Origin of the sequence: Caballeronia eucalypticola, from assembly GCF_047608185.1 — a bacterium.
Lineage (GTDB): Bacteria > Pseudomonadota > Gammaproteobacteria > Burkholderiales > Burkholderiaceae > Caballeronia.
The window spans coordinates 213,596-238,128 of sequence record NZ_JBLKRU010000006.1 but is presented as its reverse complement, the minus strand read 5'-3'; the positions used below and the strand labels follow the sequence as shown (position 1 = coordinate 238,128).

Below are 24,533 nucleotides of genomic sequence, written 5' to 3'. Positions count from 1 at the left end.
TGCAGCGGCACTCGCCACTTTTAGCGAGTCGCGAACATGGCCGTCAATTTCCCCTCGATCGATCCCGCCAACCTGTTTCCCGTCGCCGGCGTCACGCTAGGCTGGGCCGAGGCGAACATTCGAAAACCAAATCGCAAGGATGTGCTCGTTATTCAACTCGAAGAAGGCGCGACGGTCGGCGGCGTATTCACGCAAAACCGTTTCTGCGCGGCGCCCGTCACGGTGTGTCGCGAGCATCTGGACGCAGTGCGTGCGGGCGCCAAGGGCATTCGCGCACTTGTGGTGAACACCGGCAACGCGAACGCGGGAACCGGCGAGCCGGGCATGGCTCACACGCGCGAAACCTGTGACGCGCTGGCCGCGCTGCTGGACTTGCAAGCCACACAGATCCTGCCGTTTTCCACGGGCGTGATTCTCGAGCCGCTGCCGGTTGATCGTTTGAAGGCGGGATTGCCTGCTGCGCTCGCGAATCAAAAACCGGCTCACTGGTACGACGCGGCGCAAACCATCATGACGACCGATACGTTGCCGAAAGCCGTATCGCGTCAGGTTCAGATCGATGGCCATTCGGTCACGCTTTCGGGGATCAGCAAGGGCGCCGGCATGATTCGGCCGAACATGGCGACCATGCTGGGTTTTCTCGCCTGCGACGCCGCTCTCACGCAACCCGTCCTCGATACGCTGATCAAGCACGTGGCCGATCGCTCGTTCAACTGCATCACCATTGACGGCGATACCTCGACGAACGATTCGTTCATCGTGATTGCGTCGGGTAAATCGACGCTGCCGTTGATTACTTCTACGGATTCGCCCGCTTATGTCGCGTTGCGCGATGCGGTGACGTCGGTGGCGCAAGAGCTGGCGCAACTGATCGTGCGCGACGGCGAAGGTGCGACCAAATTTATGACGGTGACGGTGGAAGGCGGCACGAGCGAAGCCGAATGCCGCCTGATCGCTTACGCGATCGGCCATTCGCCGTTGGTCAAGACCGCGTTCTACGCGTCGGATCCTAATCTCGGCCGGATTCTCGCGGCTATCGGTTATGCGGGCGTGACCGATCTGGACGTGAACAAGATCGACCTGTATCTCGACGATGTCCTCGTCGCGAAGAACGGCGGCCGCAATCCTGAGTATCGCGAGGAAGACGGCCAGCGCGTGATGAAGAAAAGCGAGATCGCCATTCGCGTGCTGCTAGGCCGCGGTCAGGCCGACGCCACCATCTGGACGTGCGATCTCTCGCATGATTACGTCAGCATCAACGCCGATTACCGGTCTTGAGCCACCTAAATTTCCCATGGATAAACTCGAACAATTTCTGACCCGCGCCGAAGCTGTCCTGGCGCGCGTAGAAGGGATGTTGCCGCCGGCTCCGCCGGAAATCGACTGGAACAGTGCCGTGGCATTTCGCTGGCGCAAGCGTCAGGGTCGCGGTTTCCTGCAGCCGGTACCGAACCTGTCGCCGTTATCGCTCGATGATCTTTGCAATATCGAGCGCCAGAAGGGGCTGATCGAGCAGAACACGCGGCAATTCGTGCGCAAGTCGCCGGCGAACAACGTGTTGCTGACAGGGGCGCGCGGTACCGGCAAGTCATCGCTTATCAAGGCATGCCTGAACAAATACCACACGGAAGGGTTGCGGCTGATCGAAGTCGATAAAGACGATCTCCACGATCTCGGCGACATTGTCGACCTGATTTCAGAGCGGCCGGAACGGTTCATCGTTTTTTGCGATGACCTCTCGTTCGAAGAAGGCGAGTCGGGCTACAAGGCGCTGAAAGTGGCGCTCGACGGCTCGATCTCCGCGCAATCGGACAACGTGCTGATCTACGCGACGTCTAACCGACGCCATTTGTTGCCCGAATACATGAGCGACAACGAGACCTACAAACACACGTCCGACGGCGAGATTCATCCCGGCGAAGTGGTTGAGGAGAAGATTTCGCTGTCCGAGCGATTCGGCCTGTGGGTGAGCTTTTATCCGTTCAAGCAGGACGATTATTTGACGATCGTCGGTCACTGGCTGAAGCATTTCGGCTGTCAGGACGAAGAGATTGCCGGCGCTCGCGGCGATGCCCTCGTATGGGCGCTGGAGCGTGGTTCGCGTTCAGGACGCGTGGCGTGGCAATTTGCCCGCGATTGGTCGGGCCGCAAGGTATGACGGCGTCTGGTTCAAGCGTTTCAAACGTGGCGCCTGACGGGCGCCGAGTGACGGATGTCGCGGTCGGCGTGCTCGTGCAGCCGGATGGGCGTTATTTGCTGGCGCAGCGTCCGGAAGGCAAGCCGTATGAAGGTTACTGGGAGTTTCCCGGGGGCAAGCTGGAAGCGGGGGAAAGCGTTGAAGCGGCGCTTACGCGGGAATTGCATGAGGAATTGGGTATCGATGTGACCGCCTGCGAGCGCTGGCGGACACTTGAGCACGATTATCCGCATGCTTATGTGCGGCTTTACTTCTGCAAGGTGACTGCGTGGAGCGGTGAGCCGGTTGGCCGCGAAGGTCAGGCGCTGGCCTGGCAGCATCTTCCCGCCGATGTTGCGCCGTTGTTGCCCGCTGCCATTCCGGTGTTGGAATGGCTCGCGGCTGAAGCGGTTTAGTTTTAGTTTTAGTACGCCAGGCCTTAATTCAGGCCGCTGTGCGAGTCTTCATCGGGGGGCGTGTCTTGCTGACTGCCGCCGATCTTGTACTTCTCGGTCGCCCAGGCGCCGAGATCGATCTGCTTGCAACGGTCTGAACAAAACGGACGAAAGCGGCTTTCAGGAACCCAGCGGACGTCCTTCTCGCAAGTCGGGCATTTAACGATAGTGGTCATTCTGCAGAGCGGATTTAAAGAGGTTGAGTTCAGTAAATGGGGTTTCTAAGCCCAACTTAAAGACTGCATAACGTCAGGTGAAAAGGGATGTCAGCGTCTACTGCACGTGGCCTCAGATCGCCGTCCTGAACCGTAAAGCGCACCCACAGCATGTACTTGTTCGCGCTTGCCTCGGGAATCAGGCGCGTGTCTGACGGCACCCGCACTTGCATCAATTGATAAGTCCGACCTGACAGCATCTGCTGATAGCTGCCTTGCATTGCCATGACTTTGGACGCCTGTCCCGACTCGCGCGCGAGTCGCAGCACGATAGTGGCAGCGTCGCGTAAGGGCAGCATGGGCGTGACCCATTTCGCGATGTCGCCGCGGCGCTCCTCGGCTGGATTTTGTTGCCACGCGAAGTACGACGGCAGGTCAAACCGGCAGGTTCCGCCCGGAATAATCGTACGGCTGCGAATGCTCGCGAGCCATTCGTTATCGGCGAGATGCTGGCCTGTCTTGCCCTGCATCTGCCCGAGGCCGGCCAAAGTCTGCTCGATTTCGCCCAGCACCGACTCCAGCGCATCCTGCTCGATACCGGGGTTGCCGCGGAATGGGGCGAGCGTCTGGCGTTGCCGCTCCAGCTCCTTCATCAGGTCCGCTTTCAGATCCGTGCGGCCCGCGACTTCGGCGATCTCGAACAACGTGGTCAGTGCAGCGTGATGTTCGCGCGGGTCTTCTTGAGTCAGAAAGAAGGTGAAGCGCTCGAAAAGATCTTCGAGGCGCAGCAGCGTTCTGATTCGCTCGTTGAAGGGGTACTCGTAAAGGATCAAGCGCGCTCGCCTCGGCGTTGGTCGAAAGGTTCGATGTCAGAAAGTGAGGACATTCTAATGCCGCATCAAACTCACGGCAAATCCGCACGTTTAATCACATTTGGCGCGCATTTTCAGCGGCGTTGGTGATGAGTTCGAACGCAATGCATGCATTTGCTAGGTACGCGGTTTGCTGTTGCCGGGCGCCATTGCCACATAGCGCACGTGCAACGCGTCTACCTCGCGCTGCAGCGTTTCCAGAGTGGCCGCGGAGTCGTTAACGACGACGTCGTCAGCGGCCGCCAGGCGCGCTTCACGTGTCGCCTGACGCGCAATGATGGCGAGCACTTGATCGCGCGTGAAGCCATTGCGCCGGATCACGCGCTCGATTTGCATGTCCACCGGACAATCGACCACGAGAATGCGCTGCACCTTGCTCGCACGGTCGCCCGCTTCAATCAGCAATGGCACCACGACGATGTGATAAGCCCCTTGCGCTGCCTTGCGTTGACGTTCGCTTTCTGCGCGGATCAGGGGGTGGGTGATCGATTCGAGTTGAGCTTTGGCGGTGTTATCGGAGAAAACGCGGGTGCGCATTTTCGCTCGATCCAGCGAGCCGTCGGCAGCGACGTATTCAGGGCCGAACGTGCTCTCGATCAACGGCATGGCGACGCCGCCGGGTGCGGTGATCTGGTGCGCGATCAGGTCGGTATCGATGACGGGCACGCCCCGCACGGCGAACATATCCGCCACCGTGGTCTTGCCGCTGCCGATTCCGCCTGTCAAGCCGATGCTGAACATCGTTCAACTCCCCTTTTTGTTGCGTTTTATCCGCCCAACAATGCGTAAAGCGGTGTACCGAAAAATAACGTAATGACGCCGCCTGCCGCTAGAAACGGCCCGAACGGCAGCGGTTCTTCAAATCGCATCTTGCCAATACCCGTTGCCGCCAGTCCGAAGACGGCGCCCGCCACCGCCGACACCAGCACCACCTGCGGCAGCGCTTGCCAGCCTAGCCAGGCGCCCAGCGCGCCGAGCAGCTTGAAGTCGCCGTAACCCATGCCTTCCACGCCGCGTACGAGCCTGAACAGCCAATACACGCACCAGAGAAACAGATAACCCGCGATCGCCCCTATCACCGCTTCGTGCAGCGGGACGAACGCAGTGTCGCCGAGATTGACGATCAGGCCAGCCCACAGCAGCGGTAAGGTCAGCGTATCGGGCAGATAGCGGGTATCGAAGTCGATCAGGCTCGCAGCCAACAGCGTCGCGCACAAAGCGAACGCGGCGAGCGCGATCAGCGTGGGTCCGAACGCAAACAGCGATAGCGCCGCAAACAGCGCGGTCCCCAGTTCGGTCAGCGGATAACGCGCGCTGACGCGTGCCTTGCAGTTTGCGCAACGGCCGCGCAGCAGCACGTAACTCACGACCGGAATATTCTCCCACGCACGCAATACATGGCCGCAGTGTGGGCATGCGCTGCGGGGTACGGCGAGGTTGTAGCGGGGAATCGATGGCGCGTCCTTAAACGCGTGGTCCTCGCTGTTGATAGCGTTTTCCGCCTTCCACGCGCGTTCCAGCATGATCGGCAGGCGGTGTACGACGACCGTCAAAAAGCTGCCGATCACCAGCCCGAAGACAATCGCGAAACCATACTGCGCCGCGAGCGGCAAAGCGCCGAATGCGGAACTGTAAGCGTCGAGATAGCGGCCTGAAAACTCCGCCTGATACAAAGGCTGCATAGCTGTCCTGAGTTGAATTCGGCTGCGATCCTACACCACCTACACCACATTCCCGAGCTGAACGATCGGAAGATACATGGCGAGGACCAGGCCGCCCACCAATGCGCCGAGCACCACGATCACAACCGGTTCGCACAAGCTCGCAAATGCGCTGGTCTGTTCGTCCACCTGACGGTCGCCCAGTGTAGCGAGATCGAGCAGCATCGGGCCAAGCGAACCGGATTCCTCGGCCACGGCGATAGGCTGCACCACATCCGGCGGAAAGCAGCCGACCGCGCGCATGGCGGCGGCAAGCCGCTCGCCATGCCGAAGGCGCCGGGCGATTTCGACGGTGGCGGTATCGAAGATACGATTGCCCGTGGCGCTCGCGAGGGAGTCGAACGCATCCGATAACGGCGTGCCCGCCGCCAGTAATGTGCCGAGCGCGCGGCTCCAGCGTGCGACCGCCAACGCGCGCAGGAGCGATCCCGCCAGCGGCAGCTTCAGCATCGCGCGGTCGAACGCACTTCTTGCTGCGGGCACGCGTCGTAGAAGCCGCTTGAACGCGATGCCGGATACCACGCAAAAGAGCGCGAACGGTCCACACCAGCGCCCGACACCATCCGATAACGCGAGCACGAGCAAAGTGGGTGCTGGCAGCTTGGCGCCGAAGCCATCGAAGATAGTCTTGAAGGTCGGCACCACGCCAATCAGCAACCCTGCGGTAATGGCGAGCGACAACAACAGCACCACGACCGGATAGGTCAGCGCCGCACGCAGTTTCGCGCGTTGCGCGCCTGCCCGTTCGCGATCGTCTGCGAGCCGCGCGAGTACGACCGGCAGCGCTCCGGCCACTTCGCCGACGGCGACCAACTGGCAATACAGCGCGTTGGAAACAGGCGGGATGACGCGCGAGCGCTTCCGAGAATTCAAAAAAAAAAAAATGCCCTGCGTGATATCGCGCGCGACCGATCCGACAATGCGTGGCAGGCCGCCGCGCGAAGGGGTATCGGCGATGAGATCCAGTGCAGGCGCAAGCGGCAAGCCGGCGCGCAGCAAGCCTGCGAGTTGCCGCGTGAACAGCGTGACGTCGGCAACCCGGGCTTTAGGCGGCGGTGCTGAACCGAGCGCGGTGAGTTCCAGCACCGTGACGCCGCCGCGCTTGAGCGCGGCGCGCGCACGGGCTGAGTCCGCGGCGATCGTCTTGCCGCGTTTGTCCGTGCCGTTTGTGTCAACGCCGCGCCAGCTAAAGCGCGTATCGAAGGATATCGAGCTCGCGTTGCCGTTCATGTGAGCTCCGTGGCGTCGGAGGCTTTCGCTACGCTTGTGACGCCTTCGCGTACACGGGCGAACGCGGCATCACGCAGGCTCGGCATCCCCTCGCTTTGCGCCTGCCGCGTGATGGCGTGCGTAGCGGTGCGTGCGACGATCAGTTCGCGCAAGGTGTCGGAGACGGGCATCAGTTGATGCACGCCTACTCGGCCGCGATAACCAATGCCATGGCACGCGGCGCACCCAAGGGGCTCGAACGGTTTGAAGCCCGGCTCGAACTCCAGCGCTGAAGGCAAGCGGCAAGCGTCGCAGAGCCGCCGCACCAGCCGTTGCGCTGTAACGAGCCTCAGCGCCGACGCCAGGTTGTACGGCGCGATGCCAATATCGATCAATCGTGCGGTGGCCGCGGGTGCGTCGTTGGTATGCAGTGTGGACAGCACGAGATGGCCTGTTTGCGCAGCTTTCACGGCAACGTCGGCGGTTTCGGCATCGCGGATTTCGCCGACCATGATTACGTCCGGGTCTTGTCGCATGAACGCACGTAGCGCGACTGCGAAAGTGAGTCCCGCTTTGTCGCGGACACTGACCTGATTAATGCCGGCAAGCTGGATTTCGGCGGGATCTTCGACGGAACAGACGTTGCGTGACTCCGCGTTGAGCATCTGCAGAAAGCAATACAGCGAGAGCGTTTTGCCGCTGGCCGGTGGGACCGGTGACCAGCACGAGTCCGTGTGGTGCGTGAATAGCGGCTTTTATGATCTTCTGCTGATCGGGGGCAAGCCCCAACGCCGCCAGGGATAAATCCGGCGGCAGTGATTCCAGGCGGCGCAACACCAGTTTTTCACCGAACAGGACCGGCAGCGAATTCACGCGATAGTCTTCCGGATTCCCGTTCGCCAGCGGCAAGCGCAAACGTCCGACCTGCGGTACGCGCCGCTCGGCAATGTCCATGCGTGCCAGCACTTTGATCCGCGTGATGAACGCATCACGCAGATGCGGCGGCGGCTTGAGAAAGACATGCAATGCACCGTCGATACGCAAGCGGATGCGCCACTCGTGCTCGCCCGGTTCGACGTGAATATCGGATGCGCCGCGTGCAGCGGCTTCGCGCAGGGTCTCGGTGAGCAACGCAACGGCGGGTGCGTTGTCGGCGTCCGGAGTTGCATCGTATGGACGAGAGGACAGTTGCGGCCGCGGCCGCGAAAACGTAATGGGGAGGGAGGACGGCATGGGCGTGGCTCGGTGAACGGGATGCCCTGATCTTCTCTCTCCACGCGCCTCGTTCCAACTCGGCCGAACGGCTAACGTTCGGCAATGCTAAAAAAGCTGGCCGAACGGCTAACGTGCACCGACAGCTGATTTACGGAGGCGGAAATGGCGCAAGCTGATGCAACCAGATGCCCAACGCGGAACCCGAGCTACCCATGTTCCCATCTTCGTTGCTAACCCTGCTTTCTCAGCACCACGCCTTGCGGCCGGAATATTTTTACGGTGCGTATCGCCTGGTCGTCGCTGCGCATGACTTCGAAATGCACGCCGGCGATACGCACGCTCACGTCGCCGTCCGGAATCTCTTCGAGGGTCTCGAGGATCAGGCCGTTAAGGGTCTTGGGGCCGTCGGTGGGGAGGGTCAGTTTCAACCAGCGGTTCAGCTCGCGCAACGGCATGCTGCCCGCCACAATGCATTCGCCTTCCTCGTTCCAACCGCCACGCGAACCAGCACCGCGTGGAATGGTCGTGGTGAACTCGCCAATCAATTCTTCAATGATGTCTTCCGGCGTCACCAGTCCCTGCAGCTCGCCATATTCGTTCACCACAATCGCAATTCGATGCCGGCTCTCCTGAAAGAATTGCAGTTGCTGGAATACGGGCGTGCCTGCCGGGACGAAGTACGGTTCAGCCGAAAGTTCGCGCAAGGTCTCGCGCTCGAATTCCTGGTTGTGCAGCGCGGAGAGCGTCTTTCTCACGTGAAGAACCCCCAGCACGCGGTCGATGTCGCCCTGATACACCACGAGCTTGTTGTGATAGCAGGTCTCGAGCTGATGCAGGATGGTGTCGAAGGGGGCATCGAAATCCAGTGCTTCAATCCGGCGGCGCGGGATCATCACGTCGTCGACGGTGATGTTCTCCAGATCGAACAAGTTCAACAGAATGCTTCGGTGCTTCGTCGGCATGAAATTACCCGATTCCAGCACGATGGTGCGCAATTCCTCGGTGGAAAGCCGCTGGTCCCGGCCTCCTTTCGTGTTGATGTGCAGCACCCTCAGCACGCCATTCGCAAACAGGTTGACGAACCAGACGACCGGCCGGGCCGCCCGCATCAACGGCGACAAAATCAGGCTGGCCGGAAGCGCAACCTTTTCCGGATAAGTCGCGCCGACAATCTTCGGCGCAATTTCCGCAAACACAATGATCAGGAACGCGACAACTCCGGTCGTTATCGACAGCACCACATTGTTATGGCCAAAAGTGCGCAACGCGATGGACGTTGTCAGCACCGGAATGATCGTGTTGATCAGATTGTTGCCGATCAGGATCACGCTCAACAGTTGATCGGTTTTGGCGAGCAGGCCCTGCGTAACCCGCGCGCGCAGCGAACCCTGGTTGGCGAGGTGTTTGAGCCGATGGCGATTGAGCGCCATCATCGACGTTTCGGAAATCGAGAAGAATGCGGAGAAAAACAACAGCAGAAAAATGGCGCAGATTTGCGCCCATAAGGGAATGTGGTCCACGCGCGATCTGGAAAGGGAGGATGGGAAAGACTATAGCAGAGCAGAAAGCGATTGCTTCTCTTGCTAAACAGGCCTTCCGGACGCTAGTTCGACCGTTCCCGTCCTCCCTCGTCAATTACTGGCTACAACTGAAACTCGCGGCTGAATTTACGTCGCCACCGGCATATTTCGGCCAGGTCGGGTAACGGCACAGCGGCCGCGACCGTCCGGCAGTCGCAGCGGTCGAGTCAGTGACTGTGAGTGTTTCCGGCGTGGTGCCGCTTTCAACCCATTGTTCCAGTGCGCCAAGCGAATCGACTTGCGGCAAGAATGGTCCGGTGCCGTGGCCTACGCCAGGCATCAGGTAGAAGCGCACGAAACTATCGACGGAAGCCTGGCCGAATTTTTGCACCAGCGCGTTGTAGTAGTCCACGGACGAATCCGTGCTGACGATTTCATCGGCGAGACCGTGGGTGATGATCGCCTTGCCGCCCTTCGCGATAAACGCCGAGAGGTCGGGGTTGGTCGCATCGCTTTCAGCGGAAACTTGCTGGACTTGTGCCTGATACGCACCCGGATTCAGCGGATCGAAGGTGAGGGAGTTGAACGTAGGAATACGCGTGATGAAGTACTTCACCCACTGGTCGCCGGTGACCCACTGGTTCGCGTCGTTCTTGCCAGCGGGGTTGGCCGGTATGGGTGACGTGCCGAAGTTGCGCGTGGTGTACTGACCCGCAAATACGGAACCGGCGAGGATGTTGTACCCGGCGTAACGGGTGACGCCATTCGCGAGCGGATAGGGCAAGACCATTGGCGAGGCAATGGTGTTCACGGTTGCGATCTGCGCGTCGGAGAGGCAGGTGTCTCCCGTGTCTTTGCCGGCCGCGCAGCGCAGGGCCGTGAGCACAGCGGGCGTTTGAAGCTTGCACGCCGCGACGTTCGAGATGATGCCGTCGGCTACGCCATCGAGCGTGTCGCAGGCTTTCGTTACGGCGTTCTCGAGCAGCACGGTCTTGTTCACGTCGAGCCAGCCCGCGCCGCCATTCAGATAAAGCGCGCGGCCGAGCACGACGTTGGAAAGCCGCAGGCCCGTGTAGTTAAGCGCGGGGCGGTTGACGACGATGCCGTCGTAGTCGGCCGGCCATCGCTGGATCACGGTGAGGCCGTCGCGGCCGCCAGTTGAGCTGCCGAAGAAATACGTTTTTGTGGGTGCAGCGGCGTAACGCGCCTTCAGTAGCAGCATGGCGACGTCGTGCGTTTTCTTCAGCGTCAGGCCACCGTAGTTGGCGAGCGCTTCATCGTTCGCGGCGAACGAGCCGTCGGTGATGCTTTTGCTCTGGTGACCGGAGTCGTCGCCGAAGGTTACGTAACCGCGGGCAAGCGGTGTCGATGAACCGGCTGGCGCCATGTCGAGTGCGGCAAGGCCGGTGATGAGCGTGCCATCGAATCCGCCGCCGCCATATTGCAGCGCCTTTTTGTTCCATGCTGTCGGCAAGTTGACTTCGAAGTTGATGTTTGGCGCAGTTGCATCGACGGGTGCAATGGTGCCGTTCACCTGGCAATACTCGCCAGACGTGGCCGACGCCGCGACCAGTGTCGCGCTTGCCACCGTGGCGCCGTTGCTGGGAACGCCTATCGACGTCGCCGCAATCTTGGTTCCGTTGAGGGCAGAGCATGCCGCGGCGGACGAAATGGGCGGTGTCGGTGGCGTAGGAGGCGCACCGTCGTTATTCGACGATGAACCGCCGCAACCGGCCAGCGCAACGACAAGAAGGGATGTGCCGCAAGCGGCGAGGGTGTTTTTCATCATGCTGTCTCCGTATGTTTATTAACCACTGCTGCATCGGACAAATGAGCTAAAGGAACCAAACGAACCAAACGAACCAAACGAACGCTTGCCGGTAAACCAATAAAGAAACCACGTACCGTATGGACGACGACGTTCCCGTCGCCCAAGCAACGTTCTTGAATGTCGTGATGGTCCGCGCTGTGTCTAGTCCGTCGCGCCGGCGATCGATGAATCGACCACGCTTGCAAGACGCTCTGCGTCGAACAGCGCTCGCACGCCTTCGTGCGAATCGAGCATCGCAGCGCCGTTGTGACCTACGCCGGCGACTTCCATACAGCGATGTCCAAGCCCTGCGTGGCGGGCTTCGAGGTACGAAAAGTAATAGCGTCCGCGCGCAAGCCGATGAGACCCTTGCGCTGCGGCCGCACACGATCGGTCGAGCGCGTCGTGGTGCGGATCGCAATCCTGTTGACCGAGCAGATAGATAACGTCGCTTGCGGCGTAACGTGTTTCGAGCGCACCGAATGACGCGGACTCCGCGTAGCGTGGCGCGCGCCGCACGCCGTACTTCCAGTCATCCACCCCCGGGCACGCGGTGGTATCGGCGGGACGCAGAACGCCGTCTTCATAGGGGCGCATCGAATCAAAGTACACATACGACGATGGATTCGCGATCACATACCGGCATCGCACACCGGCTACGTTGCAGCCAGCGCCTACGATCGCGTACCGGTGCGCGACCTGCGCGCCACCCGAATGCCCGGCGATCACCACGTCGCGCAAAGCCGGATAACGAGCGGTATCCGCGAATTGCGCAATGAATGCATCGAGGACATCGAAGGAACTCAGCGGCGTGGGACCGAGCGCGTCGTCGCCACCCATCCATGAAGTCCATTCCCAGTGCAGCGTGTCGGCGGACAAGCCATGCTCTGCAATATCCGCAGCGGCCAAGAACTGCGGCACGAGCAGCAATGTATGGGCGGGATCGGTCGATGCCGCCGCGAGCGCATGTTGCGCCGAGAGCAGATAAGCGTCGGCATCGCGCAAACGGCCGTGCAACAGGATCACGATTCGCGAAATATTTGCAGCATTCCGTTCTTCTATTGACCGGTAAAACGGTACGGTACCCGTACCACGCGACGTCACCACGCGCAGCCGTTCGTTGCCGACTGCGCTTACCGGGTGCTCGTTGCGAGCCTTATGTGAGGAGTTCATTTCAGTCCAGCGGGAGGGCATCGGGATCTCGGCGCAGACGCTGCCCGGAATGTGTCAACCCGACCAGCCCAAGCGACACGAAACCCGCGAAGATCAGGTAATACGCCGGCACGATATTCGATCCAGTCACGGTGATGAGCGTGGAGACGGTCAGCGGTGCAAGACCGCCGAACAGCGTCACCGCGATGTTGTACGAAAGCGCGACGCCGGTAGAGCGCGTGGCAGTGGGGAACAACTGTGTGAGCATGCCGGGATGCGGCCCCGACATCAGACTCAGCACCACGGTCGCGACCATTTGCGCTGCGAAAACGCGGCCGGGTGTTGGGGACGCGAGCACCCATGCAAACAGCGGATATGCGATCACGACCCAGACAATCGTCACCGGAAAGAACAGCCGGTACGCGCCGATCCGGTCCGCGAGTTTCCCTGCGAGCGGATATCCCACAATCGAGACGAGCCCTGAAACCGCCGTACCGAACAACGCGTTCTTCAGCGGCAAGTGCAACTGGCGCTCGACATACAGCGGCATGAACGTGTGCCACAAATAATTCGTTGCCGTCCCAACGATGATCACGCCCATCGCGCACAACGACGCGTCGCCACGTTGCCGGAAAAAACCGCGAATGGTCTGCCGGGGCGCGTGGCCAAGCCGTTCACGCAACTCGACGAACTCGGGCGATTCCGCGACCTTGTGGCGGATATAAAACCCCACTGGCCCGACCAGCGCGCCGACCAGGAAAGGCACGCGCCAGCCCCATGACTCAAGCGACGCCCGGTCCAGATTCGATGTCAGGAAATAGCCAAACGCCGATGAAAGCACGAGCGCCACCGCCTGCGAAGTCATCTGGAAGCTGCCGAAGAACATCTTCTTGCCGCGCGGCGCGTATTCCGTGAGCATCGCGGCAGCCGTGGCGAACTCGCCGCCAACCGATAAACCCTGCATGACGCGTGCAAGCAGCACGAGCAACGGCGCGGCAAACCCGATAGTCGAATAGCCGGGCGTGAGGCCCATCAACAAGGTGCTGGCGGCCATCATCAGGATGAGCATGGAAAGCGTCTTGCGGCGCCCGACGCGATCCGCATAAGCGCCAATGAAGATCCCGCCGAGCGGGCGCACGATGAATCCAACCGCAAATGTGCCGAGCGTCAGCGTCGTTGAAAGCGCCGTGTTGCCGACCGGGAAAAACACGTGCGCGATGATCTTCGCGAAGTAGCCGTAGATCAGGAAATCGAACCATTCCAGCCCATTGCCGATCACCGACGCCAGCACGGCGCGGCGAATCTGCGCCTTGCTGAGCGACGCCAGCGAAGCCGGCGCGTGGTCGGCCGAATTGGGTGGGAAGGTGGTTTCCATATGTCTCCGGATTCGTGCATTTATGTGTATTTGAGTCGAAGAGTACGAAACGCAGTGGCAAATGTAAAATACATATCGGATGGCATTGCCATATTTACAGCGTATGCGAGGTACTCAGATGGAACTGCGTCACCTACGGTACTTCCTCGCTGTCGCCGAAGAGCGCCAGTTCACGCGGGCGGCGGCACGGCTGCATATCCAGCAGCCGCCGTTGTCGCAGCAGATTCAGGAGCTCGAGCGAGAGCTGGGTTTTGCGCTTTTCACGCGTTTGCCGCGCGGGGTGGAGCTGACATCGGCGGGTGCGGCTTTTGTCGTCGATGCCCGCGCCGTGCTCGATGCGCTCGATCAAGGCGTGGTCAACGCCCGGCGCGTGGCGAACGGCCAACTCGGTTCCGTGCGGATCGCGCTGACGAGCTCGGCGGCATTTCACCCGCTTGCCACCGCCGCGATCCGCCGTTTCCGCGCGACGCATCCTGATATTGCCATCGACCTGAACGAGATCAACGCGGCTGACATTATCGAGCGGATGTTGATTGGACGTGTCGATGCAGGCATCCTGCGCAAGCCGATCGAGATGCCCGCGGAGCTGCGCTTCGACTTGCTGCACGAGGAGCGGATGGTGCTCGTGCTGCCGGTTGGGCACACGTTGCTACCCGCAAAAGGCGTGCGTCCGGGCAAACAACCGCGTGTGCCGCTGAAGGCGCTCGCCGGCGAGTCGTTTATCTTCGTGCGGCGACCGGGCGCGCCGGGTATGTACGCCGACTTCATCCGCGCGTGCGAGGAGGCGGGATTCAAGCCGGAGGTGGTGAGCGAAGTGCCGCGCATGTTGAGCGCCATCAATTTGGTGGCGGCCGGCGGCGGCATTACGCTCGTGCCTGCATCCATGCAGCGATACCAGCAGGAAACCGTGGTGTATTGCGCAGTTGCCGGCGACGAAGCGTTCTCCGCGCCGCTTCACCTTGTCACGCGACGCGACGCGGCGAATCCGGCTGCGTTGCAATTCGCTCAAGCGGTGCTGGCGTTCGTCTCGCCAAATGCGTCGATCAAGGGCGTCGGATCCGTCGAATCCTTTCAACACGTCATCTGACAAACGGTCGACTAACGCAAGTTCGCGTTTTCCCGCAGAATCGATGGAATAAACGGGCGCCGCGGCGCGTTTGGATCGTGTCGTCTGCAACTTGTCGCGCTTGGCTTCAATAGACCAAGCTGGCGCGGCGGGTGGCAGAACCATCCGGCCAATCCCCATTTCCCGCACGGAGTTTCAATGTCCACGCAAGCTGCCAACGCGGTTTCAGATCCACCGCAAACCGAGACGTCGCTGCGCTACACACGCACCGCAATGGTCCTGCACTGGCTGATCGCATTGCTGATTATCTGTAACGTCGTGCTGGGACTGACGGCGGAATCGTTTCCTGATTCATGGATCCGTCCGATCGTCGATACCCATAAGTCCATCGGCATCACGGTTCTCGGTCTGGTGCTGCTGCGTATCTTGTGGCGCGTGTCGCATCGTCCGCCGCCGTTGCCGAAGGCGTTTCCGAAGTGGGAACACATGGCCGCTCACATTGCGCACTTTGTGCTGTATCTGCTGATGATCGGCTTGCCGTTGTCCGGCTGGCTGCACGACTCGGCGTGGAAAGGCGCCGCTACGCATCCGATGCATCTGTTCGGCGTGATTCCGTGGCCGCGCGTGGGGTTCGTGATGAACCTCGATCCGGCGTTGAAGGAGTCGTTGCACGATCGTTTCGGCGCATTGCACGCGTGGCTCGGTTACGCGCTGTACGCACTTTTAGCGATGCACGTGGGCGGCGCGCTCAAGCATCAATGGATCGACAAGAAGTCGGTGATCTCGCGGATGGTGCCGTAATGGATGTGAAACTTCACGCCGTCCCCATGCGACCCAAAAAGGCCTCGCCCCAACCGGATGCCGTTGTGAAGCGGACTTTGGAAGAGGCGCTCGCGCAGGCGTCGCCGCGTCTGGCACCCCGCCCGATCACCCTCGCGAGCGTGCTGATTCACGGTGGCGTGGTGCTGCTCTGGCTTGTGCTGTTCGCCCGTGCGTTTTTCCTGCACGGCGTGGTGGCATGGTCCACGGGCATTGCCTACGTGATCTACGACACCTTGCTGCTGATGTTCGTCGCGGCGAAATCGTGGACGCTCGTGCGGCCTCATAAGCCACTTGATCGCAAACAGCGCGAATTTGGTTTGCCGCAGCTTGGCGTGATCGTGGCGTCGCATAACGAAGCGGCCGTGTTGCCCAACACGCTCGCAAAGTTGCTCGGGCAAACACACGGCGCGGCGCAAATCGTGATTGCCGACGATGGTTCTTCGGACGCCACTGCCGAGCTTCTCACGCAGCGTTTTGGTCTTGTTGCACCGGTGGAAGGCGAGTTGAGCGCGGCGTCCACTCTGCATCCAACGCTCTTCTGGCTACGTGTGGCGCATGGCGGCAAGGCGCGTGCGCTGAATGCGGCTATCGAAAAAATCAGTACGCCGATTGTCATGACCGTCGATGCCGACACGCGTCTCGCCGACGACGCCGTTCTGGCCATGCGCAGCGCGTTTGCATCGCAGGCGAACCTGGTTGCGGCGGCGGGCATCCTGGTTCCGGTGTGCAGCAAAACAATGAGCGGACGCTTTTTCCAGTGGTTCCAGACCTACGAATACATCCGTAATTTCATCGCGCGATTTGCCTGGATGCGTGCGGATAGTCTGCTGCTGATCTCGGGCGCGTTCGCCTCATTTCGCCGCGATGCGCTGCTGGCCGTCGGCGGTTTCGATCCGCAATGCCTGGTCGAGGATTACGAACTGATTCACCGTCTGCGCCGTCATTCTGTCGATCACGGTCTGGACTGGGACGTGCGAGTAGTGGGCAACGCGCACGCCATCACGGACGCGCCGAGTTCGTTCAGCGGTTTCATGCGGCAACGGCGGCGCTGGTTCGCGGGCTTTTTGCAGACGCAATACTGGAATCGCGATATGACCGGCAACCGGCGTTACGGCACGCTCGGTCTGCTGATGCTGCCCGTGAAGGCGTTCGATACCGTGCAGCCTATCTACGGGCTGACAGCGTTTGCGCTGTTGCTGGGGTTTATCGTGGATCGGCGCGGCGCGATTGTGCTGCCGATTTTCAGTGTGATCGGCGCGAAGATTCTTATCGATTTCGCGTTCCATTTGTGGACCGTGCATCTGTACCGGCGCTGGACCGGAGACACGGCCGGGTCGAGCCTGTGGATGGCGGTTGTGACGGCGATTGTCGAGCCGTTCACATTCCAGTTGCTGCGCCATACGGGCGCGGCGCTTGGCTGGGTCGACTTTCTCGGCGGTTCACGTGCATGGCGCGTTCAGACGAGGGCGGGACTCGCGGCCGCGGATGAGGCCTGACTGAAGGCATAAGCGCGATGATCATCAGCGCGCGTACCGCCCCACCATGCTCGACGACGCCAGCACGTGACCCTTCATCGCTGCAATTAAAGCATCGCGATCGAGTGCGGCGGGTAGGGCATTGGCGGCGAGATCCAGTGCGTAGGCTTGCACGACATAGTGATGCGGTGCATCGCCGTGCGGCGGACAAGGTCCGTAATAGCCGTCCTTCCCCGTCCGGTTGATTCCGCCGATGCTCCCCGCCGGCGGCGGCCCGCCTTCTCCGAGCGCGGTCGTCGTGGCGGGAATTCCGTAGAGGATCCAGTGCACGATACCCAGGCCGCGAGCGCCGTCGGGATCGTAGATAGTGATCGCGAAGCTTTTTGCGTCACTGGGCGCATTGCTCCACGTGAGCGGCAACGAGATGTTCTTGCCGCCGCAATCCTGAGCGCTGGCGGCGTGCCGGGAGTCGAGGGTGGCGTTATCGGTGAGGCCGGGCGAGCTCAGCGTGAAGCGCTCATCGGCGATGGCGACAACGCTCAGCAAACATCCCGTGCCGAACGCGGCAACGCGCAAAAGCCGCTTTGCGCGGCGCATGCTGCTTCGATTATTTTTCATTGTTCTTCTGGCCTTGAGTCTTGGTAACTTCGCGCTAAGTACTCACCGTCAAACGCCGCGATCCCGATGTCTTTTTACTGCCATTTCTTTGGATCGCCGCCTAACGCCGCGCAGGTATCGAAGCTGATGGCACGCAGCTTCGCCTCGCCAATCTGCCCTGAAAGCGCGTAACCCGCGTGATCCGTCGTCCAGTAGAAAGTTCGTCGCGAGCCTTCGCGCAGCATCCGTATGGCGTATTCGTCATTGTGCTTGCCCGAACCGCTGGTCATGTACAGCGTAAGCCGTTCGCCGTTGGCGTTCTGATACATGAACTGCGCCGCGGGTCCGTCCTCGCCGGGCAACAAGCGGCCACCGACCAGCTCGAACCCATATTCGTGCAGCGAAGGAATAGTCAAAGTCCGGTTGAGCCGTTTGGACAGCCACGTAACCAGATGATCTTCCTGTGACGCCGCGACTTCCACCGCGTGCCGCTGCTCAGGCGCGTACACGGCGTAAGCGATATCCGCGCGTTGCGCGAACGTGGGCGCCGGGCGTTCCTGGCCGAGGACCGGCAACAGCATGTGCATCAGGAAGCCACACGCGATACCCACCACCAGCCAGCTAGCAGCCATCAGGTAACGCTTGCGAGGACGCACGAGCACGATTTGCGGCTCTTTATCAGCCGTGGCGGCAAACAGCGCGCGCAGCGCATTATCTTGCGCGCGATACGCGGCCACTGTCGCTGCGCTCGCCGGATCGCGGGCAATGCGCGCGGCGGTTTCGGCGCGCTCGGCCTCCGGCGCTTCATCGTCGATGAACGCCGACAGCGCGCGCAACTCATCGGCTGCGGCGCTGGAATCTGCTTGATCAGGACGTTCGTGATTCGTCATGCGCCACTCACGATTTTCAACGATGCCGATTTGCGGCCCGGTTCCTCACCGAGCAGCACACGCATGTGTTCACGTGCCCGCGATAGTCGCGACATTACCGTTCCGGCCGGCACGTTCAACACCACGGATGCCTCCTGATAACTCATGTCCTCCACGCAGACAAGCAGCATGACTTCGCGTTGCTCGACCGGCAAGCAATACAGCGCGCGTTGCACGTCGCGCAACACGAGCCCGTCGACTTCGCCCACGGGCGCGGCCATCTGGCGCCAGGGCGCGGTTTCATCGTCGACGGCAATATCGCGCCGGCCGCGCAACTGATCGATATAGAGATTGCGCATGATCGTGAACAGCCATGCGCGAAGATTACTACCGACGCGAAATCCTTTCGACCGGCCGAGCGCCCGTTCGGTCACATCCTGCACGAGGTCATCGGCCCACGCACGGTCCCCCGTCAGCGCGCGCGCATAACGCCGCAACTGCGGGAGAACCCCAACGAGGTCGGTATCGAAGCTCAACGGCCTTGGCTCATGTCTGGTTCACTTCCGGCGATCCAGGCCACTGTTCACGTTCCGGCAATATCGCCGGCGCGCGGACAGTGGCCATCGATCGCTTCAGGCTGGTCTCCATCGCTCCTGATGGTTTCTGCTTCACGCTTATTGCTTGACCGTATGCCACATGTCCTTGAAATTGTCGCCGGTGGCATCGCCCGGTTTCTGGTCTTTCGCGAACGTGTAGACGCGCTTGCCTTTGTACGCCCACTGGTTGCCGCCATCGGCGGCCGGCATGATGGTCCAGTCACCTTTTGGTTTGTCCGAGGCGTCGGCCATGACCGCGGGCCACGCCTGGGCGCAACCGCCGCTGCACGCGCTCGGGCCGGACGCCGGATCTTTATCGAACGTGTAGAGCGTCATGCCCTTCGCGTCGGTGTACCTACCGCTTGCGGCCATGGGCGGGGCGGCATGCGCATTCAGGCTGAACGCCGCAACAAGGGCTGCAGCGAGCATCGGGATTCGCAATCTCATGTTGTTCGTCTCGTTCCGTTTGTGCAGGTACGGGATAAACGGATGGTGCTCGTCGAATATTCCGGTGGCTGACAAATATTTCGGCTGCGGACGTGATTTCGAACCTGTCGATCGGCCGACACGCCCTGTCGGATGACTTGGCTACAATCGACGGCATCAGCCAAAACCCGGCGTGAAAAGAGCGAGGTGAAATGGTGCAGGACAGCAAGACTCAACCGACGCCGGAAAACCCGGGCGCGAACATGAATACAAATACATCGAGAAAGCGCCCGCTGGATGGCATTCGCGTGCTGGATTTATCGAGGGTGCTGGCGGGGCCGTGGTGCACGCAGAACCTCGCGGATCTCGGGGCGCAGGTGATCAAGATCGAGCGACCGGGCGCGGGCGACGATACCCGCACATGGGGGCCGCCGTTCCTGCGCGACGCCGAGGGGCGAGACACGTCGGAGAGCGCCTATTTCCTGTGTGCGAACCGCAACAAGCAGTCGGTTGCTATCGACATGAGTTCACCTGAAGGCGCTGCGTTGATCCGCGAGTTTGCGAAGTCCTGCGATGTGGTCGTCGAAAACTTCAAGGTGGGTGGGCTCAGGAAATACGGGCTGGACTACGAGAGTTTGTCGTCGCTCAATCCACGGCTTGTTTACTGTTCGATAACGGGGTTTGGTCAAAGCGGACCGCTATCGCAGCGCGCGGGTTATGACTTCCTGATCCAGGGCATGGGCGGCCTGATGAGCATCACCGGCGAACCCGACAGCGTCGCGGGCGGCGGTCCGGAAAAAGTCGGCGTTGCCGTGACAGATCTGATGGCTGGCATGTATGCGACTACCGGCGTGCTCGCCGCGCTGATGGAGCGCGAAAAAAGCGGGCTTGGGCAACATCTCGACATCGCGTTGCTCGATTGCCAGCTCGCCATGCTCGCCAACCAGTCGATGAATTACCTCACCACGGGCATCGCGCCCCAGCGCATGGGCAATGCGCATCCGAACATCGTGCCGTATCAGACTTTCGCCACGAGCGATGGTCATGTGATCGTCGCATGCGGCAACGACAGCCAGTTTCGTTCGCTATGCACCGCGATGAACGTACCCGAACTGGCGCTCGATGCGCGCTTCGCCACCAATAGTGGGCGTAGCGTGAACCGGGCGGAATTGTTGCCGCAACTGGCCGCGGTGTTCATGACGCGTCCTCGCGACGCTTGGGTCGACGCGCTCGAGGCGTGTGGCGTGCCATGCGGGCCGATCAACGATATCGCGCAGGCTTTCGATTCCGATCAGGCGCAGTTTCGCGGCGCGGCGCGGGAGATAACGCATCCTGTCGCGGGCGTGGCGCCGACGGTGGCGAGCCCGCTGCGGTTATCGGCTACGCCGGTTGCATACGATCAGGCGCCCCCAATGCTTGGACAGCACACGAGCGCCATGCTGCGCGACGTGCTTGGAATGGGCGATGCACAGATTGAGGAGCTGACGCGAACGGGCGTGATCGGCGGATAGCTTGATCGCTTCCTCGCGATGTCAGGTGTGTCGGTCCGGCGAGCCGACACTTTATGACAACGTTCAGCTTGACTCACCTAAAGCGCGTCAAGGTATGGTTGGTCATGTGAAATCCACGCAAGCACGCAGGATGCAAACCATGACCTCATATGATCGACGATCTTCCACGGGACGAGGCGGAACGCCTGTTGAGCCTCACCAAATTTGGCGATTCATCAACGGGATGGAGAAGGCGGCAGCACACGGTAAATTGGGCGAAGTGCGAGTTCGGCGTCACGGACGCCGAAGGCAAACGCATTCAGGATATCGCGGCTGATCTGTCTGTTCGGTACTGCCACCGGCCGCACCTCAAGCAATTCCTGTTCAGCATGTATTGCTCCCAGCATCGGGGTAATCGCCGTGCGTACCAGCTCGACGTTTTCCAAAGCGGTCGACGACCAGTCGGTGGTTATCAGCATCCTCACGAGCACGTGGGCCGCGATCGTTTAGCTGGCCACGCTGAATGGTCTGCGATCAGTTTTACGAGCGCGCTGCTGCTCTTCTGCAGGAAGACCAACTTGACGCTGTCATGCGTTTTACCTGACCCTTCGGTTCCGGAGTCGAAATGAATATCCAGTCGTCCTGCCAGGACATGTGCGCAAAGCTCGGCTTCGGCTGCGTGCAACTAGAAGATGAATACCCGCCCATGATGGCTCTCCAAACCCCTTTTGGCTTTTACGGTGGCGACCCATTCGAGATTTACGCGGAGTATCTGGGTGAGGGCGATCCCGAGCAGATACGGTTCTTTGATTCAGGGGGAACGCTGTTCCACTGCTTCGCTCGCCAGATCAATTCGTTTCATCTGCGGGACTATCAGGTCGTGAAAGCGGCGATCAAGCAGCCGGATATCAAGGTGACGCATGAGGGAGAAATTGAAGGCACGTTTGAAAATTGCCAACATGGCGTCGGGGTTCGCGAGTTATATCGACGCATTGATGAGTCTGGCCAGATGGGAGTTCGACAACGCGGGTACTGACTTCGCGGTCCGCGAGCCGAGCTGATCGGCGATACAAGGCTTTACCTCAACGCAATGAAGCCAGATGTCCTGGCAGTGAGGAGCACGCTAAAGGCTGCGGGCGTGTCAGGCCGTCACTATGGCTTCGACCTGTCGCAGGGTGACACGCAGATCGACGTGATCTCATGTCATCGCAACGCTTCGTCGTCGGAGTTTTACAAGCTTGTGGACCTGCGGGGCAATGCGCTGACTGCCAACATGCCAATCATCGTGGTGGTGGACGACCGTGTGCAGCCCGAGCAGGCGGATCGTGAAGTGGCTGTGATTGGCCAGTATGCGCAGGCGTGGCCCATGAGAAAGTTGATTGGGGCAGCGGGCGGCAGTCTGACACTGCATTGAGGTCATAGCCGAAGGTCGAACCCGGGAAATCGTGTAGATGCTCAAAGTTGCCAATCGAGCAACGGCATCGCTTTCTCTATCAGCTTTTCTAGCCTCGGCCGATTCAGCCACTCCTCGTACGTGACGAGGTGCGACTTTTCTATATCGGCGTCGAAGATCGCACTTTGCTGACGAGCGAATTCCCGATCGTAGATATTGAGATTCGCTTCATCGTTAAGCTTGAACGAGCGGCTATCGAAATTCGTCGATCCGACTGAAACCAGGTAATCGTCCACTACGAGTAGTTTGCAATGGAACATGGTCGGCTGATATTCATGAATTTCGATACCCGCGGCCAGCAAATCTCCCCAGCAGGCGCGGGAAGCCTCACGCACCGTATGCGTATCAATGCGTTTGCCGGGTGTCACAATGCGTACTCTCACGCCGCGTCGAGCGGCCTCCACCAAGGCATTGATCGCGAGGCCGTCGGGGACGAAATATGCGCTGGCCAGATGAATGCTGTGCGTGGCCGCAGTGATCGCCATGAGATACATCAGCTCCATGTCGTCCGCGCCGTGAGTGGGAGAGCTGCTGAACATGTGCGCGACGCCGTTACTCGCATCGCCCTCCGGCAAGGGGGATATCTCAGGAAAGTACTTGGGACCATGAAGCACGTTGCCAGTCGCCTTGATCCAGTTGTCCATGAAGACGGCCTGCATGTGTCCGACTACCGGACCTTCCACCCTGAAATGCGTGTCGCGCCAATGCTTTTCGTCTTGCGCGTGCCCGGTCCATTCTTCCGCAATCCCGACGCCGCCGGTGAAACCCACGTGGCCATCGATGATCAGCAGCTTGCGGTGCGTCCGGTTATTCATTCTCCCGAGTCCGGTCCAGTGCGGCTTGTGATACTGCACGACCTCGGCACCGGCTTGCCGCAATTCGTCGAGGTAACGGTGGTCCATTTTTTTGCAGCCCATCCAGTCGAGCAGGATATGCACAGCCACACCCGAGCGCGCTTTCTCCGACAACGCCTCCGCAAATCGCGCGCCAATTTCACCGGACCAGTAGATGAACGTTTCGAAGGTAATGGTCTCTTTGGCGGATTGAATGCCATCAAGCATGGAAGGGAAGATTTCGTCGCCGTTTAGCAGCACGGCATACCGGTTGCCCGACGTCACGGGCGGCCCTAGCAGAAGGCTCATTGAACGAATGAACTGCGGGTCGTCGCTGGCATACAGCCGGTCAATGTTGTGCTCGACCTTCTTTTCGCCGCTAACGAAGTTCGCAAGGATCAGGACCACGACGAGCGTGACGACTACCGTAAGCGGTATGGCGAGCAGGAGCATGTCGGATTCCGAGGAGACGAGTTGCAATCAGGAGAGGAGGACGCGTTGCGGGAGCCCGCAAGCATCGCGGATGCGCGGCGGACGATTCGACACGCTTTGTAGCAAATGTCGGACCTCCTATCGATTGCGCTGCGTTGACGGAGTTAAAGGACGTGGATCTGAATGCGGCCGCTGCATGGCAATCGCGCGACCGACCCTTCCCAATTCGCTCACTCGTCCACAATCGTGCTCAGATTCACGCGCACGCGTCGCAGCAGCGAGATCAGTTGCGCACGCTCGTCGGCGTCGAGCCCTGCCAACGCTTCCGTGGCTACTGAATCCCCCACCCGGCGAGCCCTGCCCAGCGCGCCTTCAGCCTTCGCCGTCATTCTCACGGTCCGTTCGCGACGGTCATCGGGATTCGAAAAACGTTCGATCCAGCCGCCTTCCTCCATCCGATCGAGCAGGCGGCCAGCCGATATCGGCGCGACTTCGAGCAGATCGGCCAGCCGCGCCTGGTTCACATCGCCGAAATGGGACAGATAGGCGAGCGCGCGGCATTGCGCCCGCGTGAGGTCGAGGGACGATTTCGCGAGTTCGTCGAAGCGCTTGCTGCACAAGCGGCCCACGTCCGAAATCAGAAAACCAAAGCGCTTGTCGAGGTGCGTTTCCATGCCCGGATTATACGAAAGAAGCTCGCGCACACGCATTCGAGCGGACGAGGGTTTCCCCGGGTTTCTGAGTCCTTGTTCCAATCATCAGCCTGTTTATAATAAGCATGCTTACTATTAAAGTAAGCGCCTTGATAACCGGA

General features: G+C 60.5%; 25 protein-coding genes and 1 pseudogene. 9 read left to right on the top strand and 17 right to left on the bottom strand.

Annotated features, from left to right (window positions below; genetic code table 11):
• Positions 1-36: 36 nt before the first annotated feature.
• Genes argJ through ACMX25_RS10300 form a run of 3 tightly spaced genes read left to right on the top strand, consistent with a single transcriptional unit; the run spans position 37 to position 2,592 of the window.
• Positions 37-1,278 (top strand): bifunctional glutamate N-acetyltransferase/amino-acid acetyltransferase ArgJ, encoded by a 1,242-nt coding sequence (argJ, locus tag ACMX25_RS10310; protein WP_414949645.1) that lies wholly within the window; start codon positions 37-39, stop codon positions 1,276-1,278.
• A gap of 16 nt (positions 1,279-1,294) precedes the next feature.
• Positions 1,295-2,158 (top strand): ATP-binding protein, encoded by an 864-nt coding sequence (locus tag ACMX25_RS10305; protein ID WP_414949644.1) that lies wholly within the window; start codon positions 1,295-1,297, stop codon positions 2,156-2,158.
• Entirely contained in the window at positions 2,155-2,592 is a 438-nt protein-coding gene (locus ACMX25_RS10300; RefSeq protein ID WP_414949642.1) for an NUDIX domain-containing protein, read from the top strand. Before ACMX25_RS10305 ends, ACMX25_RS10300 begins: the two co-directional genes overlap by 4 nt.
• Before the next feature lie 23 nt (positions 2,593-2,615).
• Here ACMX25_RS10300 and yacG read toward each other — a convergent pair whose 3' ends face one another.
• The 10 genes and pseudogenes from yacG to ACMX25_RS10250 form a co-directional block, all read right to left on the bottom strand.
• Positions 2,616-2,807, bottom strand: a complete 192-nt coding sequence (yacG, locus tag ACMX25_RS10295; protein ID WP_089162457.1) for a DNA gyrase inhibitor YacG — start codon at positions 2,805-2,807, stop codon at positions 2,616-2,618.
• Positions 2,808-2,863: 56 nt separating this feature from the next.
• On the bottom strand, positions 2,864-3,619 hold the full coding sequence (zapD, locus tag ACMX25_RS10290; protein ID WP_031360708.1) for a cell division protein ZapD: 756 nt from the start codon (positions 3,617-3,619) through the stop codon (positions 2,864-2,866).
• A 156-nt stretch (positions 3,620-3,775) separates the two neighbouring features.
• Positions 3,776-4,399 carry a dephospho-CoA kinase gene (coaE, locus tag ACMX25_RS10285; RefSeq protein WP_414949640.1) on the bottom strand — a complete coding sequence of 208 codons (624 nt, stop codon included), beginning with the start codon at positions 4,397-4,399 and terminating at the stop codon, positions 3,776-3,778.
• A 26-nt stretch (positions 4,400-4,425) separates the two neighbouring features.
• Positions 4,426-5,340: a prepilin peptidase gene (locus ACMX25_RS10280; protein ID WP_414949639.1), complete on the bottom strand. Its 915-nt coding sequence runs from the start codon at positions 5,338-5,340 to the stop codon at positions 4,426-4,428.
• A gap of 39 nt (positions 5,341-5,379) precedes the next feature.
• Positions 5,380-6,609, bottom strand: a complete 1,230-nt coding sequence (locus ACMX25_RS10275) for a type II secretion system F family protein (protein WP_414949637.1) — start codon at positions 6,607-6,609, stop codon at positions 5,380-5,382.
• Positions 6,606-7,821 (bottom strand): annotated as a pseudogene (locus tag ACMX25_RS10270) (GspE/PulE family protein). The gene ACMX25_RS10275 and the pseudogene ACMX25_RS10270 overlap by 4 nt, the downstream one beginning before the upstream one ends.
• A gap of 212 nt (positions 7,822-8,033) precedes the next feature.
• Positions 8,034-9,323 carry an HlyC/CorC family transporter gene (locus ACMX25_RS10265; RefSeq protein ID WP_414949636.1) on the bottom strand — a complete coding sequence of 430 codons (1,290 nt, stop codon included), beginning with the start codon at positions 9,321-9,323 and terminating at the stop codon, positions 8,034-8,036.
• Between the two features lie 115 nt (positions 9,324-9,438).
• On the bottom strand, positions 9,439-11,109 hold the full coding sequence (locus ACMX25_RS10260; protein ID WP_462686293.1) for a tannase/feruloyl esterase family alpha/beta hydrolase: 1,671 nt from the start codon (positions 11,107-11,109) through the stop codon (positions 9,439-9,441).
• A 186-nt stretch (positions 11,110-11,295) separates the two neighbouring features.
• Positions 11,296-12,306: a hypothetical protein gene (locus ACMX25_RS10255; RefSeq protein WP_414949634.1), complete on the bottom strand. Its 1,011-nt coding sequence runs from the start codon at positions 12,304-12,306 to the stop codon at positions 11,296-11,298.
• A gap of 1 nt (position 12,307) precedes the next feature.
• Complete coding sequence (locus tag ACMX25_RS10250; RefSeq protein WP_414949633.1) at positions 12,308-13,660, bottom strand: MFS transporter; 1,353 nt, start codon at positions 13,658-13,660, stop codon at positions 12,308-12,310.
• A gap of 118 nt (positions 13,661-13,778) precedes the next feature.
• Between ACMX25_RS10250 and ACMX25_RS10245 the strand changes: the two genes are divergently transcribed.
• The 3 genes from ACMX25_RS10245 to ACMX25_RS10235 all read left to right on the top strand — a co-directional run bounded on the left by ACMX25_RS10245 (position 13,779) and on the right by ACMX25_RS10235 (position 17,044).
• Entirely contained in the window at positions 13,779-14,747 is a 969-nt protein-coding gene (locus tag ACMX25_RS10245; protein WP_414949632.1) for a LysR family transcriptional regulator, read from the top strand.
• Positions 14,748-14,924: 177 nt separating this feature from the next.
• Entirely contained in the window at positions 14,925-15,527 is a 603-nt protein-coding gene (locus tag ACMX25_RS10240; RefSeq protein WP_414949631.1) for a cytochrome b, read from the top strand.
• Between the two features lie 65 nt (positions 15,528-15,592).
• Positions 15,593-17,044: a glycosyltransferase family 2 protein gene (locus ACMX25_RS10235; RefSeq protein ID WP_414949629.1), complete on the top strand. Its 1,452-nt coding sequence runs from the start codon at positions 15,593-15,595 to the stop codon at positions 17,042-17,044.
• Between the two features lie 24 nt (positions 17,045-17,068).
• Here the strand turns inward: ACMX25_RS10235 and ACMX25_RS10230 are convergent, their stop codons facing one another.
• From ACMX25_RS10230 to ACMX25_RS10215, 4 genes are all read right to left on the bottom strand, one after another.
• The gene (locus tag ACMX25_RS10230) at positions 17,069-17,641 is read right to left on the bottom strand and encodes a YbhB/YbcL family Raf kinase inhibitor-like protein (RefSeq protein WP_414949627.1); all 573 of its coding nucleotides are present in this window, start codon (positions 17,639-17,641) and stop codon (positions 17,069-17,071) included.
• 74 nt (positions 17,642-17,715) lie between these two features.
• On the bottom strand, positions 17,716-18,510 hold the full coding sequence (locus tag ACMX25_RS10225) for an anti-sigma factor family protein (protein WP_414949626.1): 795 nt from the start codon (positions 18,508-18,510) through the stop codon (positions 17,716-17,718).
• Positions 18,507-19,025 (bottom strand): sigma-70 family RNA polymerase sigma factor, encoded by a 519-nt coding sequence (locus ACMX25_RS10220; RefSeq protein ID WP_414949624.1) that lies wholly within the window; start codon positions 19,023-19,025, stop codon positions 18,507-18,509. Before ACMX25_RS10220 ends, ACMX25_RS10225 begins: the two co-directional genes overlap by 4 nt.
• Positions 19,026-19,163: 138 nt before the next feature.
• A complete protein-coding gene (locus ACMX25_RS10215; protein WP_414949622.1) occupies positions 19,164-19,532 on the bottom strand; it encodes a COG4315 family predicted lipoprotein in 369 nt (122 codons plus the stop codon).
• A gap of 242 nt (positions 19,533-19,774) precedes the next feature.
• On the opposite strand from ACMX25_RS10215, the gene ACMX25_RS10210 reads away from it, so the two are divergent.
• Entirely contained in the window at positions 19,775-21,022 is a 1,248-nt protein-coding gene (locus ACMX25_RS10210) for a CaiB/BaiF CoA transferase family protein (protein WP_414949621.1), read from the top strand.
• Positions 21,023-21,237: 215 nt separating this feature from the next.
• Here ACMX25_RS10210 and ACMX25_RS10205 read toward each other — a convergent pair whose 3' ends face one another.
• A complete protein-coding gene (locus tag ACMX25_RS10205; RefSeq protein WP_414949620.1) occupies positions 21,238-21,480 on the bottom strand; it encodes a hypothetical protein in 243 nt (80 codons plus the stop codon).
• Positions 21,481-21,626: 146 nt separating this feature from the next.
• On the opposite strand from ACMX25_RS10205, the gene ACMX25_RS10200 reads away from it, so the two are divergent.
• On the top strand, positions 21,627-22,037 hold the full coding sequence (locus tag ACMX25_RS10200) for a hypothetical protein (RefSeq protein ID WP_414949618.1): 411 nt from the start codon (positions 21,627-21,629) through the stop codon (positions 22,035-22,037).
• A gap of 54 nt (positions 22,038-22,091) precedes the next feature.
• Positions 22,092-22,415, top strand: coding sequence for a hypothetical protein (locus tag ACMX25_RS10195; protein ID WP_414949617.1), 324 nt, complete (start codon positions 22,092-22,094; stop codon positions 22,413-22,415).
• Positions 22,416-22,456: 41 nt separating this feature from the next.
• On the opposite strand, the gene cls is transcribed toward ACMX25_RS10195, so the two are convergent.
• Together cls and ACMX25_RS10185 are read right to left on the bottom strand one after the other, a co-directional pair.
• Positions 22,457-23,734 (bottom strand): cardiolipin synthase, encoded by a 1,278-nt coding sequence (cls, locus tag ACMX25_RS10190; RefSeq protein WP_414949683.1) that lies wholly within the window; start codon positions 23,732-23,734, stop codon positions 22,457-22,459.
• Between the two features lie 215 nt (positions 23,735-23,949).
• Positions 23,950-24,393: a MarR family winged helix-turn-helix transcriptional regulator gene (locus tag ACMX25_RS10185; RefSeq protein ID WP_414949616.1), complete on the bottom strand. Its 444-nt coding sequence runs from the start codon at positions 24,391-24,393 to the stop codon at positions 23,950-23,952.
• Positions 24,394-24,533: the final 140 nt, after the last annotated feature.